The following is a 16,075-nucleotide window of genomic DNA, read 5'->3' on the forward strand; positions in this document are numbered from 1 at the left end:
GGGGGGGGGGGGGGGGGGGGGGGGGGGGAGTGGGTTTGCCGCTTCGTATGTGATGTGTCGGTATTGTGTGCGGGTGTTGTGTGCCAGTGGCGGGGCCGGAGTTTAGCCGGCTATGCTGTGAGCCTTAACGCTAAAAATGCACTTGAGCATTGTGTGCAGTGGTGAAATAATTGCAGTTATGCAGAAAAAGGAACAGAGCCTTCGCGAACGCCGCCGCGAACAAACCTGGACGGCAATCCACGAAGCAGCCCTCAAACGCGTCCGCGACCATGGGATGCGCGGAACCACCGTTGAAGAAATCGCCCAGGAGGCGGGCGTCTCCCCGCGTACCTTCTTCAACTACTTCCCCTCCAAAGAGGACGCCGTTCTGGGTCTGCGTGAACCGGTGGTCAGCGAGGAAATCCTCGAAACAGACCGCGCCCACGAGGATGACAACACCATCATTCGTGTAACCCACCTTCTCTGGGAGGTCATTTTCCAGAGCTTCCACTACGCCAATGGCAAGGACCCCCGAGCTCCCTTTCAGGAGTTCCCCGAGTCCGCGAAACGAATGAAAATGCACTACATGAAGTGCGAACAGGTGCTCACCGATTACCTGAACACTATTGACTGGGTGGCTTTTGACGCGGCCGGTCGCCGCGGCCCCTTCCCGCGCCGAACCCCCGCTGACCCGCTGACCGATCACTTCCGGGAGCGATCACGCGCAAAGGTCCAGCTTGCCTCCGCGGTGCTTCGTCAGCTGGAGTTCGCCCGCGACCTGGAAGATAAAGAGGATATTGCCCGCCATATCCGCCAGACGGTGAAGACCTTCCAGTTCCTGCTTTTTGAGCAGAACCGACCGGCAATCTAGCGGCGGTTCACTGCTACAAACTACAAAAGCCCGCCGGAAACCGAATCCGAGGCCCCGAATCGAGGCAACCGAATCCAGAGCCCGGCGGACACTCACAACAGACATATAGAACGTAACTAAGGATTAAACGATGAGTACAGAGGAAAAGAATCTACCTCAGCCGCCAGCCGGTGAGGCTAAGCAGGAAAGTAAAAACCGCATCCGCGCCATGTTCCTGGGCCTGGTCATTGTGATGCTCATGTCCTCGCTGAACCAGACGATTCTGGCGCCGTCGCTGCCCACGATTGTGGGTGAGCTTCACGGCGTGGAGCACATGAGCTGGGTGATTACCATTTTCATCCTGCTTTCGACGATTACGATGCCGGTCTACGGTAAGCTATCGGATCAGTTCGGACGCAAGCCCTTCCTGATTTTTGCGATTGTCTCCTTCATGGCGGGCTCCGTGGTCGGCGCGCTCGCACAGAACATGAACTGGCTGATTTTCGCGCGTGCCCTGCAGGGTCTGGGCGGTGGCGGTCTGATGATTCTGTCTCAGGCTGTGATTGCTGATGTGATTCCTCCCCGCGACCGCGGCCGTTACATGGGTATTATCGGTGGCGTTTTTGCGTTCTCGTCGGTGGCTGGTCCGCTGATTGGTGGCTGGATTACTGAGGGGCCGGGTTGGCGTTGGGCGTTCTGGCTGAACCTGCCGCTGGCTATCCTGTCGATTCTTGCGGTGATTTTCTTGCTGCCGCACCGCCCGTTCCGTGACCGTGAGAAGCACAGCATCGACTACCTTGGTTCGCTGATTCTGATGGCGGGCACGAGTGCGCTGGTGCTTGCCACGATTTGGGGCGGTAACCAGTACGAGTGGACTTCGCCGCAGATTATTGGTCTGCTGGTCTTCTCTGTGGTTGCTGCGCTGGTGTTTATCCCGGTGGAGAACCGTGCGGCTGAGCCGGTCATGCCCATGTACCTGTTCAAGAACCGTAACTTCCTGCTGACCCTGGGTGCTTCGCTGGCGCTGGGTGTGGCAATGTTCGGTGCGGTGGAGTACATCCCGACCTACCTGCAGATGGCACTGGGTGTGAGCGCTACGGTGGCGGGTCTGCTGATGATCCCGATGATGGGCGTCATGCTGGTGGTCTCGATTGTGACGGGCCGCGTGGTGTCGAAGAGCGGTCGCTATAAGCGTTACGTGACGAGCGGTACCGCGATTGTGGCGCTGGGCCTGTTCCTTCTGTCGACCGTGAATGTTGAGACCCCGACCTGGCTGTTCTGTACCTACCTTGCGGTGATGGGTGCCGGTCTGGGCATGTCCATGCAGTTCTTGACTCTGATTGTTCAGAATGCGTTCCCGGTTAGCGTGGTGGGTACCGCGACGGCGTCGAATAACTTCTTCCGTCAGGTGGGTGCTACTGTGGGTGCCTCGCTGGTGGGTGGTCTGTTTACCTCGCGTCTGACCTCGCTGATTTCTGAGCGTATGCCGCAGCAGGCGCTGCAGTCTTCGGGTAGCCATGCGTCTTCGTCTCTGACTCCTGAACTGGTGGCGTCTTTGCCGGAGCCGGTGCACGGCATCATTGTGAATGCGTATAACGATGCGCTGATTCCGCTGTTCCTGTACCTGGTGCCGCTGGGTCTGGTGTCTACGCTGCTTCTGTTCTTCATTCGTGAGGATGCGCTGGCGACGACCCTGGAGACTGAGCCGGCTGTTGATATTGCCCGTGCGGCGACCGGTGCGATTCCGGTGATTACTCCGGAGATGGCGGCTAAGGATGCTGAGGCTCTGAAGAGCATGCACGCCTCTGCTCGTGCTCGTATTGATGAGTCGTTGAGCTCGGAGGCTTCGCCTGATTCGGAGCCTAACGCTAAGAGCTAGGGTCTTAGCACTAAACGCGGAGGCGTTGCCTTCCTATATAAGTGGCGCCCCGGTGCGAGTCGTGTGCTCGTGTCGGGGCGCTGTTTTTGGCTGAGTTGCCTTAAATAGCGCGCTTAAGAGGTGTGCCTTAGTGCTTGGTTTAGGGGTTGGAAGTGTTGGTTTAGTCCCCTAAATGGTGGGTTTACGTGGTGTTTTACCCCGTTAAAGCGCTTATCGAAAAGGTTATTACGTCCCTATGTCGAGAGAATTGTTTCGGATGTAAAATTTTCGTAAAAATTGTTAATCCGCCCCTTTTCCCCGGTATTCCGGGGCATTTTTTTACCCAGCTCCCTTTTAGCTTGCATACAGGCTGTTCTAAGGGGTGAAAGTGCCCAATGTGGGTTTGGTGGAAGTGTTACAGGCTATATAAGATAAAGTACATATGCTCCTAGTGACAGTCATCACGAAGCAGTGCGCTAGGACAGCATGACACACATGCCTTAACACCGACATCTACACAAGGAGGGGAACCGTCCCATGTTTAGGTACATCCTCCAGCGATCGCTGACGTACCTCGTCATGGTCTTTATTACGACCACGATGGGTTACTTTGCAGCGGTTACTGCCCTGAAGCCTGCCCTCTTGGAGCAGGAAAAGGTTCCGAAGCCTAGCCCCGAGCAGGTGAACCGTAACTTCGCATCCCTGGGTCTCGATCCCGAAATGAACCCCTGGGACCGCTACGTTCAGTGGCTGACCAATGTGGTCACCAAGTTCGATTGGGGCCGTAGCCCCAACGGCGCGTACATTAACCAGGAATTTGGCCAGCGCGTGTGGGTTTCTACCCGCCTGCTGCTGGTGGCTACCATTCTCTCGATTGTGATTGGTATTGCCCTGGGTGTGTACTCGGCAGCTCGCCAGTACAAGTTCTCTGACCGTGTTATCACCGGTTACTCCTACCTGGTCTACATCATCCCCGCTCCCGTTGCTTACTTCGTGGTGCAGCAGGGCGCGACCACTATCAACAACATCGCCGTTGCTAATGGTGGAGAGAAGATTTTCTATGTGACCGGTATTTCGACTCCGGGTCTGACCGGATTCTGGGAAATCACCATGGATATGGCGGCGCACTACGTCGTGCCGACCTTCTGTATGACCATCTTCGGTTGGGCTGGTTACCAGATTGCACAGCGTCAGTACCTGCTCGATAACGTGAACGCTGACTTCGTGCGTACCGCTCGTGCTAAGGGCTTGACCCGTAACCAGGCGATTACTCGCCACGCACTGCGCGTCTCCTTCATCCCCGTGGCACAGTCCATCGCGTACCAGATTCCGATGATTTTTGCGGGTGCATTCTTCGCCGAGACCGTCTTTGCATGGCCCGGTATCGGTAAGTGGTCGATTGACTCCATTTCCGCGCAGGACGTGAACGCTGCGACCGTGACCCTCGCGTACGGTTCTGCACTGTTCGCTGTCGGTGCGATCATCGCTGATATCGCTACCACCATCGTCGACCCCCGAGTGAGGATCTCATGAGTCAGGTAACTGCAACTTCCTCCGTACCGGTGGTACAGGAGAACGGTGACTTCAAGGTCATCAACAAGAGCGTTATTATTCTGCGCCGCTTCCTGCGTAACAAGGCTGCAGTCTTCGGTCTGTGCGTGTTCATCGGCATGGGTCTGTTCGGTCTGTTCGGTAAGTACCTGACCAAGTACAAGCCCAACGACATTGACTACATGGCGCTGGGTGAAGGCCCCTCGGCCGAGCACTGGTTCGGTACCACCATCGCGGGTAATGACGTGTTCGCCATGATGTCTGAGGCCGTCTGGACCTCTCTCCAGATTGGTGTGGTCGTCGGTTTGGCCACTGTGTTCATCTCCGCAGTTTACGGTTGTGTGATGGCGTACTTCGGCGGCTGGATTGACAAGATCATGCTGTTCATCCTCGAGACCCTGATCATGGTTCCCTCGCTGCTGATTCTGGCAATTCTGATTAACGGTCAGGTTGGTAAGCAGATTCAGAAGAGCGTCCCCACCTGGGTTCTGCTCTCTGCAGTGCTGATTGCCTTCGGCTGGATGGGTAGCGCCCGTGTTATTCGTGCAATGGCGCAGTCCCTCATCAACCGCGACTTCGTGAAGGCTGCACGCTACATGGGTGTGCACCCCTTCAAGATTGTGATGCGCCACCTGGTTCCGAACATTGGCTCCCTGCTGGTTCTGAACTTCACCAGCGGCATCATGGGCGCTGTGCTCTCTGAGGTCGCTTACTCCTTCATCGGCATCGGTATTAAGTACCCCAACTACTCGCTGGGCTCGCTGATTTCGGATGCTTCGCAGCAGATTAACACCCTGCCGCACATGTTCTGGTTCCCGGTTCTGTTCTTCTTCCTGCTGGTTGGTCCGCTGGCCCTCATGAACGACGGTCTGCGTGACGCATTCGACCCGACTTCGATGTCGGTCGGTAAGATCAAGAAGTCCAAGAAGAACGAGAAGGCAGAGGCACCCGCTGCCGCTGCAAAGGAGGCGAAGAACTAATGAGTACCTCTCCCGTTCTGAGCGTTAAGGACCTCAACGTCCGCTTCAACACTGAGAATGGCGTCGTGCACGCTGTTCGCGGTGTGAACTTTGACCTGTACCCCGGTAAGACCCTGGGTATTGTGGGTGAGTCCGGTTCCGGTAAGTCCGTTGCTTCCATGGCGATCATGGGCCTGCACCCGACTACCGCTGACATCACCGGTTCGGTTAAGTACAACGGCACCGAGCTGCTGGGTCTGAGCGATAAGGAAATGTGCGCATACCGCGGCAAGGAAATCTCTATGATTTTCCAGGATCCGCTGTCCTCGCTGACCCCCGTGTACACCATTGGTGACCAGATTGCTGAGGTGCTCAAGGTCCACAACAAGGGCATGAGCAAGCAGGCTATCAAGGACCGTTCCATCGAACTGATGCGTATGGTGGGTATTCCTTCGCCGGCTGACCGCCTGCGTTCCTTCCCGCACGAGTTCTCCGGTGGTATGCGTCAGCGCATCATGATCGCTATGGCGATTGCGAATGACCCCCGCGTGCTCATCGCCGATGAGCCCACCACCGCACTGGATGTGACCATTCAGGCGCAGGTGTTGGAGGTTATGCAGAAGGCTCAGGAAGAGACCGGCGCAGCGACCATCATGATTACCCACGACCTCGGTGTTGTGGCTGGTATGGCTGACGACATTCTGGTGATGTACGCCGGTAAGCCGGTGGAGATTGCTAAGGCAGAAGACCTGTACAAGCATCCCTCCCACCCGTACACCATCGGTCTGCTGGGTGCGGTCCCGCGTGTGGACCGTTCCGAGAAGGTCTCCCTGGTACCCATCGAGGGTACCCCTCCGAACCTGATTAACCCGGTGACCGCGTGCTCCTTCCGCCCGCGTTGCCCCATCGCTAAAAGCGGTGGCCAGTGCTGCCAGGACTCCAACGGCGAGCCCGATCTGCAGCTGCTGGAAGGCGTTGGCGAGGGCCACTACTCCTCCTGCACCATCTCTCAGGAGCTGGTCGGTAAGACCGCAGACGAGCTGTACCCGGTTCCGGAGCCCCCGGTATCGAAGTACGACGGCATCCCGCGTGAGGAGCGTGCCCCCGTCCTGGAGGTCCGCAACGTCAAGAAGCACTTCCCGCTCATGAAGGGTGCGCTGATTAAGCGCCGCGTGGGCACTGTGAAGGCTGTGAACGGCCTGTCCTTCGATATTCGTGAGGGCGAGTGCTTCTCCATCGTGGGTGAGTCCGGTTGTGGTAAGACCACCACCCTGCTGGAAATCATGGAGTTCAATAAGAACACCGACGGTGAGATTCTGATCAACGGAACCTCCACCAAGGACGGCAAGTCCGCAGGTGAGATTCTTGAGCTGCGTAAGAACCAGCAGATGGTGTTCCAGGACCCCACCGGTGCTCTGGATCCGCGCTTCACCGTTTACGAGGTGCTTGCTGAGCCCCTGGAAAACCAGGGCATGAACAAGGCAGACATCAAGAAGCGCGTCATCGAGCTGATGCACATTGTGGGTCTGCAACCCGACCACGTGAACCGCTTCCCGAACCAGTTCTCTGGCGGTCAGCGTCAGCGTATCGGTATTGCTCGTGCGCTTGCCGTTAACCCTAAGCTCGTGGTTCTGGATGAGCCGGTGTCCGCACTGGACGTGTCCGTCCAGGCTGGTGTGATCAACCTGCTGGAGGAGTTGCGTGCAAACCTGGGCCTGAGCTACCTGATGGTTGCTCACGACCTCGCGGTGATTCGCCACGCATCCGACCGCGTTGCAGTGATGTACCTGGGTCGTATTGTTGAGATCGGTGACGTCGACCAGGTGTTCGACAACCCGATCCACCCGTACACCCGTGCACTGCTCTCGGCGATTCCGGTTCCGGATCCCGAGGTTGAGGCAAAGCGCCACCGCATTATGCTTGAGGGCGACCTGCCCACTCCGGTGAACGCGCCTAAGGGTTGTGGCTTCTCGAGCCGTTGCCCGGTCTTCAAGCTGCTGCCTGAGGACAAGAAGCGTCGTTGCCTGGAGGAGATGCCGGAACTGACCCCCGTTGAGGGCCAGGATCACGGTTATGCTTGCTACTACCCTGAGGCTGAGGCCGCTACGGTGTAGCTCTAGAGTCGGCTGAATAAGTCGCATGTGTGCCGAGGGGCGAATATTCGTTGAATATTCGCCCCTCGGGTTTTTTAATGCCCGGTACTGGTGAGGCGCGTGCAGCTTGAGATTGTCACCTGGTGAGACGGCGGGAGCCTCAGAATGTGGCGCTTGGCACTGAAACCAGCAAGAAAACAGGAAAAACTGCACTGACTAGGCGTAACCTTTCTCACCATTCAAGATATGAATATTTATAGGCGAGCTTCTATACCGCGGGTAAGCCATAATTAAGCCTGTGGGTGCGCCGCTAGGGGCGTGCCTCAAGGAACACATTCATAGACCGGCACTAATTCATCGCTCACCGCACCCTAATTGCGGCGCATGAGCAGGGAACCCTTGACGCTTTCCTGCAGGATTATTGAGGGTCAAACGTATAAGAGGACACTCTCATGGAGAAGAATTTCATCCTGAACCGTCGTACCGTTCTCGGTGGCGCTGCAGCACTGGGTACCGTGGGCGTACTGGCTGCGTGCGGCTCGTCCAAGGACTCCAAGGCAACCACCCAGGGTGCAACCGTGGGCACCGATGCCAAGGAGCTTTATGACCTTGCTGAGGCAGCTGTATCTGAGCTGAAGGATGGCGGCACTCTGCGCCTGGCTATTCCCGGTATTGGTCCGGACTTCAACCTTTTCAGCGCGGACGGCAACTCCCTGTACACCCAGACTGCTATGAGCCCCGTGGCTTACGCAGGCCTGTGGCAGGGTGACCCCATGGGTAAGCGCACTCTGGCTCCCGATTTCGCGAAGAGCTTCGATGTTTCCGAAGAAAACGGTCTGCCCGTTGTCTCCATTGAGCTGAACCCCCAGGCTAAGTTCAACGACGGTACCCCCATCGACTACAAGGCTCTGCAGGCTACCTGGGAGGTCCTCAAGAGCACCGATGGCGGCTACAAGATTGGTACCAGCGGCATCTACAGCAGCATTGCTTCCGTGGAGCGCGACGGTGATGACTTCAAGGTGAAGGTAACTTTCTCCGCACCTTACTACCCGCTGGATACCCTCTTCGCTGGCATTATGCACCCGGCTCTGCTGGACAAGGAACTCTTCAACACTGGTTTCGTTGACAAGCCGCACCCCGAGTACTGGGTTGGCCCCTTCACCATTGCTGAAGGTGGCTGGAACTCCACCGAGAAGACCCTGACCCTGACCCGCAATGAGAAGTGGTGGGGCGAGAAGCCCGTTCTGGAGCGCATCGTCTTCCGTCAGATGGATACCGCTGCTGAGCGCGCGGCATTCAAGAACGATGAGCTTGACGCGATTGGCGCTACCACCGCTTCTGCATACAAGGAGCTCAAGGAAGTTGCTAACACCGAGATTCGTCGCGGTGCTCGCCTCTTCGCCGGCGGTCTGACCATGAACCCCGCCCGCATGCAGGATGTTGCTCTGCGTCGCGCTGTGGTTGTTGGTCTGAACCGTGAGGCTCTCGCTAAGGTTCGTTTCCAGGGTCTGGATTACGAAGAGAAGCTCCCCAACTCGGTTATTCATATGCCCTTCACCGAGTACTACCAGGACGACTACCCGACCCCGAACAACGATGCTACTGCAGCATCCAAGATTCTGGAAGAGGCAGGCTACACCAAGAACGGTGAGTTCTACGAGAAGGACGGCAAGCAGGCTGCCTTCAAGTTCTCCATCTTCGGTGAGGACCCCACTGCCAAGGCTGTCGGTCAGACCCTGGTTCAGCAGCTGAAGTCCGTCGGTATTAATGCTGAGCTCGACTCCCGTGCTGTGAGCGAGTTCAACAAGACCATGGCATCCAAGGATTACGACGCAACCTCCTCCGGTTTTGCTCCGACCTCCCCGGATGCTACCGAGGCTACCGAGCAGTTCTACATGCGTCGTAAGCCCGAGGAAGCCGGTTCCGATGAGATCAATGAGATGATTGCAAAGATGAAGCTCATTGCTGACGACAAGGAACGCAACCGGGCTTGCAGCGAGATCGAGAAGAAGCACCTGGCTGAGTTCGCAGTGCTGATTCCGCTCATCAACGGCCCCGAGTACAAGTTCGTGAAGAAGGGTCTGCGCAACTACGGCGTGTCCCTCTTCCAGGGCACCGGTATTCACTGGCAGAAGGTTGGTTGGGCTAAGTAAGTCCTTATCCCTTCACCTAATAGGTGAATAGTCTAGAGCTACTGAAAGTGTCCACCCGGATTATCCGGGTGGACACTTTTTGCATATCTGGAGGAATTGCTTTGGGCATTTTGTGTACCGGTGCAGGGGAGCGGTGGCATAGCTATCCGGCAAAATCCGAAAAATTCGCACAAAAACAGCGTATTCATGGTATGAATATTCAAAAAACACGATAAATATTAAGAAATATTGTAAAAATGCTTGGTTTTTGCTCCCGAGGCGCGCTACAGTGGAGTTATACAAAATTATGCAGTGCTCTGCATAAATAATCATTACTTCGGGGATACGGGATACACCCGCCCACACAAGACAGAAGGAAACCACTCCCATGACCGCCAACACCGCATACACCGCGAGTAGCCACGAAGCGACCAAGAACAGCTTCAGCCGCCGCGCCCTCATTGGCGGCACTGCGGCTCTGGGAGCTGTAGGTCTGCTCAGCGCCTGCGGCAACGGCAGTGCAAGCTCTGAAAAGACCAAGGCTGCCGGTGCCGGTGCCAATATCGAAGACCTCTACAATATCAACGCTCAGGACGTGAACAGCCTGAAGAAGGGCGGCATCCTACGCCTGCCCGCCGGATCTATCGGTCCGAACTTCAACTTCTACACCCAGAGCGGTAACACCAGCGATAACGTCAACGTTATGAGCACCATCAGTCAGGCTGGCATGTGGAACCTCGACTTTGATGGCACCTACAAGCTGAACACTGACTTCGCTGTCTCCTTCGAACACAGCAAGAAGGGCGACAAGATTCAGGTTGCCGTCAAGCTCAACCCCAAGGCTGTCTTCAATGATGGCACCCCCATCACCTACAAGGCGCTCCAGTCCACCTGGAATATCTTCAAGAGCCTGGACAACGGCTACAACATTGTCTCCAGCGGCATCTACGAATTCGTTGAATCCGTAGAAAAGGGCGAAGACGACTACAGCGCAACCGTCACCTTCTCCAAGCCCTTCTACCCGCTGCAGAGCCTCTTCTCTGAGATTCTGCACCCCGCCCTGGAGGATGTTGAGCTCTTCAACAACGGCTTCGTGGATGAGCCCCACCCCGAGTACTGGGCTGGCCCCTTCACTCTGGCGGATAAGGGCTGGGACTCCACTGCGAAGACCTTCAGTGTTGTGCCCAACGATAAGTGGTGGGGCACCAAGCCCCTGCTGGACAAGATTGTGTTTACCCAGATGGAGTCCAGCGCTGCACGTGCCGCGTTCAAGAATGATGAAATTGACGCTATCGGTGCAAGCACCTCCTCCACCTATGCCGAGGTGAAGAACATTGCGGGTACCGAACTGCGTAAGGGCACCCGCCTCTACGCCGGCGGCCTGGATATTAATCCCCGCCGCGTCAAGGATGCTGCCCTGCGTAAGGCAATCTTCGTCGGCACCAACCGTGAAGCACTCGCAAAGATTCAGTTCCAGGGTCTGCCCTACGAGGAAGCTATCCCTGGTTCGATGATTCATATGCCCTTCTCGCCCTACTACCAGGATTCTTACCCGACCCCGAATAATAGTGTTTCGGAGGCGCAGAAGATTCTGGAGGCCGCCGGTTACACCAAGAACGGCGACTACTACGAGAAGGACGGCACGAAGGCTGGCTGTGCAGTGGTGGTCTTCGGTGACGATCCGACCAACAAGGGTAAGGCTCAGACCTTCACTCAGCAGATGAAGGATGTCGGTATCGAGATCCGGATTGATCAGCACGCCGATAGTGAGTTCGCCACCATTCTGGGCAACTGGGACTACGATATTTCCTTCAGCGGCTACTCGGTCTCTGCTGACGCAACCGAGGGTACCAAGCAGTTCTACTACTCCGAGAACAACGAAGGTATCGGCAGCAAGGAAATCGATGCCCTCATCGACGCCATGACCCTCATTGAGGATGACAAGGAACGTAACCTTGCCTGTAACGAGATTGAGAAGAAGCACATGGCTGAGTTCGCCTTCCTGGGTACCATTACGAACGGTCCTGACTTTGTGATGGTCAAGAAGAATCTGGCTAACTACGGTCCGCACCTGTACAAGTCGATGGACTGGACTGCTGTGGGCTGGATGAACTCCTAGGGGTTCCTGCCCTATGAGCGGGTCGAATGCGTATATGCGCGTTCGGCCCGCTTTGCTGTGCCCGCTGGCTATTTCTGGGGGTGGGGGAGGGGTGTTGCGCGAAAGGCGGTGGGGTTGTGCCGATATGGATTTAGGCCCGCTGCATTAGGGCCGGGCGTAATAATTGAGAAATATTTATCGTGTTGCACACCTGTAGTGATGTGTGTGGTGTACACTACTAAAAATATTAAATGTGGCTTAGAACATAGCTTTAGGTCACATTATTTTGCATGGCTTGACCTGCCCGCCCATCACCGCAGATAGCAGGCGCTCCTACAGGCGGAAACCCCGCCTCCAGAGCACGCGAGCCACCCACTCTACACTGCAAACACTGCATCAGCGCAGTCCACACCCACAAGGAGCCCGTCATGAGCCCCCACCCCATCCCCTCCCTCTCCGGATTCAACCCGATCATGAGCCGCCGCGTACTGTTCGGCGGCGCAACCGCCGTCGCTGCTGCCGGCGTACTGAGCGCTTGTGGCTCCTCGTCCTCCAAGACCGAGCACAAGGCAAGCGAAACCCCGTTCTATGAAATCAACGAGCAGGATGCCTCGAAGCTCAAGCAGGGCGGTACCCTGAACCTGAGCACTTACTCCCTCGGTCCGGACTTCAACCGCTTCTCCCAGAACGGCTCGAGCACCTCCGTCTCCGAAACCATGGGCGTTATCGCCGGTGCCGGCATCTGGCGCAGCACCTTCAAGGGTGAAGACGAGCTCGACCCCAACTACTGCCTCGGCTTCGAAGCTAAGGAAGTAGACGGCAAGATCACCGCAGAGGTTCGCCTGAACCCCAAGGCAGTCTTCAACGACGGCACCCCCATCGACATCGATGCACTCAAGGCAACCTGGCAGATCCAGCGTGACCCCGACGGCGAATACAAGATTGCCGCAGCAGGTATCTACGAGTACATCGAAAGCGTTGAAGCTATCGATGGCGACCGCTACCACGCACGCGTTGTTTTCAAGACTGCACACAACCCCGTCAAGGGTCTGCTCTTCGGTGGAATCCTGCACCCGGCGATGCTCGACGTAAACCTCTTCAATGAAGGCTTCGTGGACAACCCCCACCCCGAGCTCGGTTGCGGCCCCTTCACCCTGGCACCCAACGGCTGGAACTCCTCCGAGAAGACCTTCACTGCTGTGCCCAACGACAAGTGGTGGGGTGAGAAGCCCAAGCTGGACCGCATCGTCGTGCGTGAAATGGCAGACGCTGCAGCTCGCGCCGCCTACAAGAACGGCGAGCTGGACGTCGTGGAATCACGTACCCTCAGCGCCTACAACGAGATGAAGGACGTTGCGAACTCTGAAATCCGCCGCGGTCGCCGCCTCTTCGCCGGCGGCATGAACCTGAACGCAGAGCACATCACTGATGTTGCTGTGCGTAAGGCAATCTTCCTGGGTATCGACCGTGGTGCTCTGGCAAAGATTCGCTTCCAGGGTCTGCCCTATGAAGAAGAAGTTCCCGGCTCGATGCTTCTGTTGGGTTCCTCCCAGTACTACCGCGACAACTACCCGGCACGTAACCCGGAGGAAGCACGCAAGGTCCTGGAGAAGGCAGGCTACACCAAGTCTGGCGACTTCTACGCGAAGGACGGCAAGACCATCACCTTGAAGCTGACCACCTTCGGTGATGACGCCACCACCAAGGGCCAGGCACAGACCTTCATCCAGAGCATGAAGGAAATCGGCATTAACTTCGAGCTCGATTCGCGTGCACAGTCTGAATTCTCGAAGGTTGTTGGTAACCGCGAGTACGACGTAAGCATTTCGGGCTTCGGCGTGACCTCCGAGCCGACCAGTGCAGCCGAGTACTTCTACCACTCCAAGAACTGGAACGGCGTCGGCACCCCCGAAATCGACGCTATGGTCGACGAGATGGTCACCATCCTCGATGACGCTAAGCGCGCCGAGAAGTGCAACGAAATTGAGAAGAAGCACATGAGCGAGGTTTGCCTCTTCATCCCCTTCCTCAATGGCCCGGACTTCAAGGCATGCCGCCCGAAGCTCGCTAACTACGGTGCGTTCCTCTTCAAGACCACCGACTGGTCTTCGGTTGGCTGGATGGCATAAGCCGCAGTTTTAAGCTCCCTGCCCCCTATACGTTTTCGCAGTGTCGTATAGGGGTGGGGAGCTTTTTCTTGTGGAGGGTTCAGCGCGCTTTAGCTGCCCCGACGCTGTGCTTGTAACTTGTAACGACTCTCAAAGTACCGGGTGTGACGCGCTCGCGCGCCAATGCTACATAATATTTCATTTTTTAGTTTTCGCACGCGGCTTCCGCATGATGATGCGGTTTCAGGCGCTGAACCCGTGATTTTTAGACGGTGTATAGTTCTTCCACGGATTGGACTGTGGTCTGCGTCGCTTCTTTTGGGGGTATACTGTGTTTCAACCACAAACAATGTGGGGGCTCTCACAAAGGTGATGGGCGGGAGCTTCGGCGCTCCCGAAAAATCAGCGCACAACACGGTGCGCTTATCGAATAGCACCCGAGCCCTCCGGCATGAGGAGAATACATGACTCATCTACGTATTAATCGCCGTACCCTGCTGACCGGCACCGTTGCCCTGGGTACCGTCGGCCTGCTCGCTGCATGCGGCGGCGGCTCTGACAAGAAGATCAGCGGTAAGGCTGCATCAAGCACCGAGGAAATCGTCAAGAACCTCGAAATCAACAAGCAGGACCGCTCCTCCCTCAAGCAGGGTGGCGAGTTCCGCGGTAGCGTCTCCGCAGTCGGCCCGAACTTCAACATTCTGACTCAGAGCGGCTACACCACCGAGAACCTCACCGCGTTCGGTGGCGCCTGCAACATCCCCTCCGCTATCGGCTTCACCTCCCTAAGCCCTGCTGGCGAATACAGCCTCAACGACGACTATGTCAGCGACTACAAGGCAGAGACCGTTGGCGGCGTGCAGACCATCACCTTCAAGCTCAACTCTAAGGCTGTCTTCAATGACGGCACCCCCGTTGACGTTGAGGCAATCCGCGCCGCGTGGACCGTCTACCGCAACCCTGATGACGGCTACAACGTTATCGCCGCTCCCTTCTGGCAGCAGGTAGCATCCATCGACCCCGTGGATGGCGACAAGACCCGCGTCAAGATCGTCATGTCCAAGCCCCTGTACCCCGCTGAGACCCTCGGCCTGCTCGGTCTGCACCCCGCACTGACCGACAAGGAGCTCTTCAATAACGGCTTCGTGAACAAGCCCATGGATCAGTACTGGTCCGGCCCCTTCAAGATTGGCGAGTGGAACTCTTCGGCTAAGACCCTCACCCTCGTGCCCAACGACAAGTGGTGGGGCGAGAAGCCTCTGCTGGATCGCATCATCTGGCGCGAAATGGGCGACGAAGCAGAGCGCGCAGCGTTCAAGAACGGCGAGCTGGACAGCATCGGCTTTGCTGGCCTGGCAACCTACAACGCCGTCAAGGGTCAGCCCGGTGTCCAGATTCGCTCCGGCCAGAGCGTCGGCGTGATCAACCTGCAGTTCAACCCGACCCGCGTGACCGACACCGCCCTGCGCCGTGCAGTCTTCGCCGCGGTTGACCGCTCTCAGCTGGCTAAGGTCAAGTTCGGCCAGATCAACTGGGAAGAGCCCCTGACCGGCTCCATGATTGCTATGCCCTTCCAGAAGGGCTACCAGGACGCTATGCCTTCTAACCCCGGCCCCGAGGCTGCGGCAAAGATCCTGGAAGCAGCAGGCTACTCCAAGAATGGCGACTACTACGCCAAGGACGGTAAGACTGCAGGCTTCTCCATCACCTACTTCGGTTCGGATGCAACCTCCCTGGCTCAGTTCCAGAACCTCGAGCAGCAGCTCAAGGTAGCAGGTATTAAGCTCGAGCAGGACAACCAGCCGCAGTCCCAGTTCAACTCCGTGATGGGCTCTAAGCAGTACGACTGCGCCTTCTCCGGCTGGGGTATTGGTGCTGACCCCGCAGACAGTGTTCAGTACTTCTACACCAGCGAAATCAACGAAGGTGTGGGCGATCCCGAGCTGGATAAGTTCATCGCGTCTATTTACGAGAAGGAATCCCACGAGGAGCAGTTGAAGATGGCTGCTGAGGCTGAGAAGCAGCACATGGAGAAGGTCGCTATTTACTTCCCCTACGCTAACGGCCCCAGCTACGCAGCTGTGAAGGAGAAGCTGGCTAACTACGGTCCTTCCCTCTTCGCAACCAGCTACACCGACCCCAAGCGCTGGGTCAATGTGGGTTGGCAGAACTAAAGCCACAGGTTAATTTTCTGGATTTCTATTCGGTAGTTTCTGAATTTTTGGAGGCGCCGGCATAAGACTCCGGAAGGGTAAAGTCCCGCGGTATTCCGCCTTAGAGGCGGGGTGCTGCGGGGCTTTTCTGTGTTTTTGATGGGGGGTTTGTGGTGGGGTGGTTTCGGGAATTGGCTGAAATATTTTCCCTAAAACGGTGAACTAGGTCATAGTGCGTGGGAAATGTGTGTATACTAATCTCAATGCAAAATGTGCGTGCTGTCACAAAGGTGT

Annotated in this window: 9 protein-coding genes; all 9 read left to right on the forward strand. The window is 56.8% G+C overall.

From position 1 onward, the window contains the following. Window positions 1-178: 178 nt before the first annotated feature. The gene (locus HMPREF2971_RS05450) at window positions 179-850 is read left to right on the forward strand and encodes a TetR/AcrR family transcriptional regulator (RefSeq protein WP_239662189.1); all 672 of its coding nucleotides are present in this window, start codon (window positions 179-181) and stop codon (window positions 848-850) included. Between the two features lie 130 nt (window positions 851-980). Beyond that, the gene (locus HMPREF2971_RS05455) at window positions 981-2,708 is read left to right on the forward strand and encodes an MDR family MFS transporter (protein WP_070691807.1); all 1,728 of its coding nucleotides are present in this window, start codon (window positions 981-983) and stop codon (window positions 2,706-2,708) included. A 516-nt stretch (window positions 2,709-3,224) separates the two neighbouring features. After that, entirely contained in the window at window positions 3,225-4,220 is a 996-nt protein-coding gene (locus tag HMPREF2971_RS05460; protein WP_005507218.1) for an ABC transporter permease, read from the forward strand. Further along, complete coding sequence (locus tag HMPREF2971_RS05465) at window positions 4,217-5,218, forward strand: ABC transporter permease (protein WP_005507216.1); 1,002 nt, start codon at window positions 4,217-4,219, stop codon at window positions 5,216-5,218. The genes HMPREF2971_RS05460 and HMPREF2971_RS05465 overlap by 4 nt, the downstream gene beginning before the upstream one ends. Next, window positions 5,218-7,311, forward strand: a complete 2,094-nt coding sequence (locus HMPREF2971_RS05470) for an ABC transporter ATP-binding protein (protein WP_049359635.1) — start codon at window positions 5,218-5,220, stop codon at window positions 7,309-7,311. Before HMPREF2971_RS05465 ends, HMPREF2971_RS05470 begins: the two co-directional genes overlap by 1 nt. Window positions 7,312-7,742: 431 nt before the next feature. Further along, the gene (locus HMPREF2971_RS05475; RefSeq protein ID WP_049353427.1) at window positions 7,743-9,443 is read left to right on the forward strand and encodes an ABC transporter family substrate-binding protein; all 1,701 of its coding nucleotides are present in this window, start codon (window positions 7,743-7,745) and stop codon (window positions 9,441-9,443) included. Between the two features lie 367 nt (window positions 9,444-9,810). Beyond that, window positions 9,811-11,541 (forward strand): ABC transporter family substrate-binding protein, encoded by a 1,731-nt coding sequence (locus HMPREF2971_RS05480; RefSeq protein WP_070691809.1) that lies wholly within the window; start codon window positions 9,811-9,813, stop codon window positions 11,539-11,541. 407 nt (window positions 11,542-11,948) lie between these two features. After that, window positions 11,949-13,649: an ABC transporter family substrate-binding protein gene (locus tag HMPREF2971_RS05485; protein WP_070691811.1), complete on the forward strand. Its 1,701-nt coding sequence runs from the start codon at window positions 11,949-11,951 to the stop codon at window positions 13,647-13,649. A 443-nt stretch (window positions 13,650-14,092) separates the two neighbouring features. Further along, a complete protein-coding gene (locus tag HMPREF2971_RS05490) occupies window positions 14,093-15,802 on the forward strand; it encodes an ABC transporter family substrate-binding protein (protein WP_070691813.1) in 1,710 nt (569 codons plus the stop codon). Window positions 15,803-16,075: the final 273 nt, after the last annotated feature.

This window comes from Rothia sp. HMSC066G07, assembly GCF_001814485.1.
Taxonomy (GTDB): domain Bacteria; phylum Actinomycetota; class Actinomycetes; order Actinomycetales; family Micrococcaceae; genus Rothia.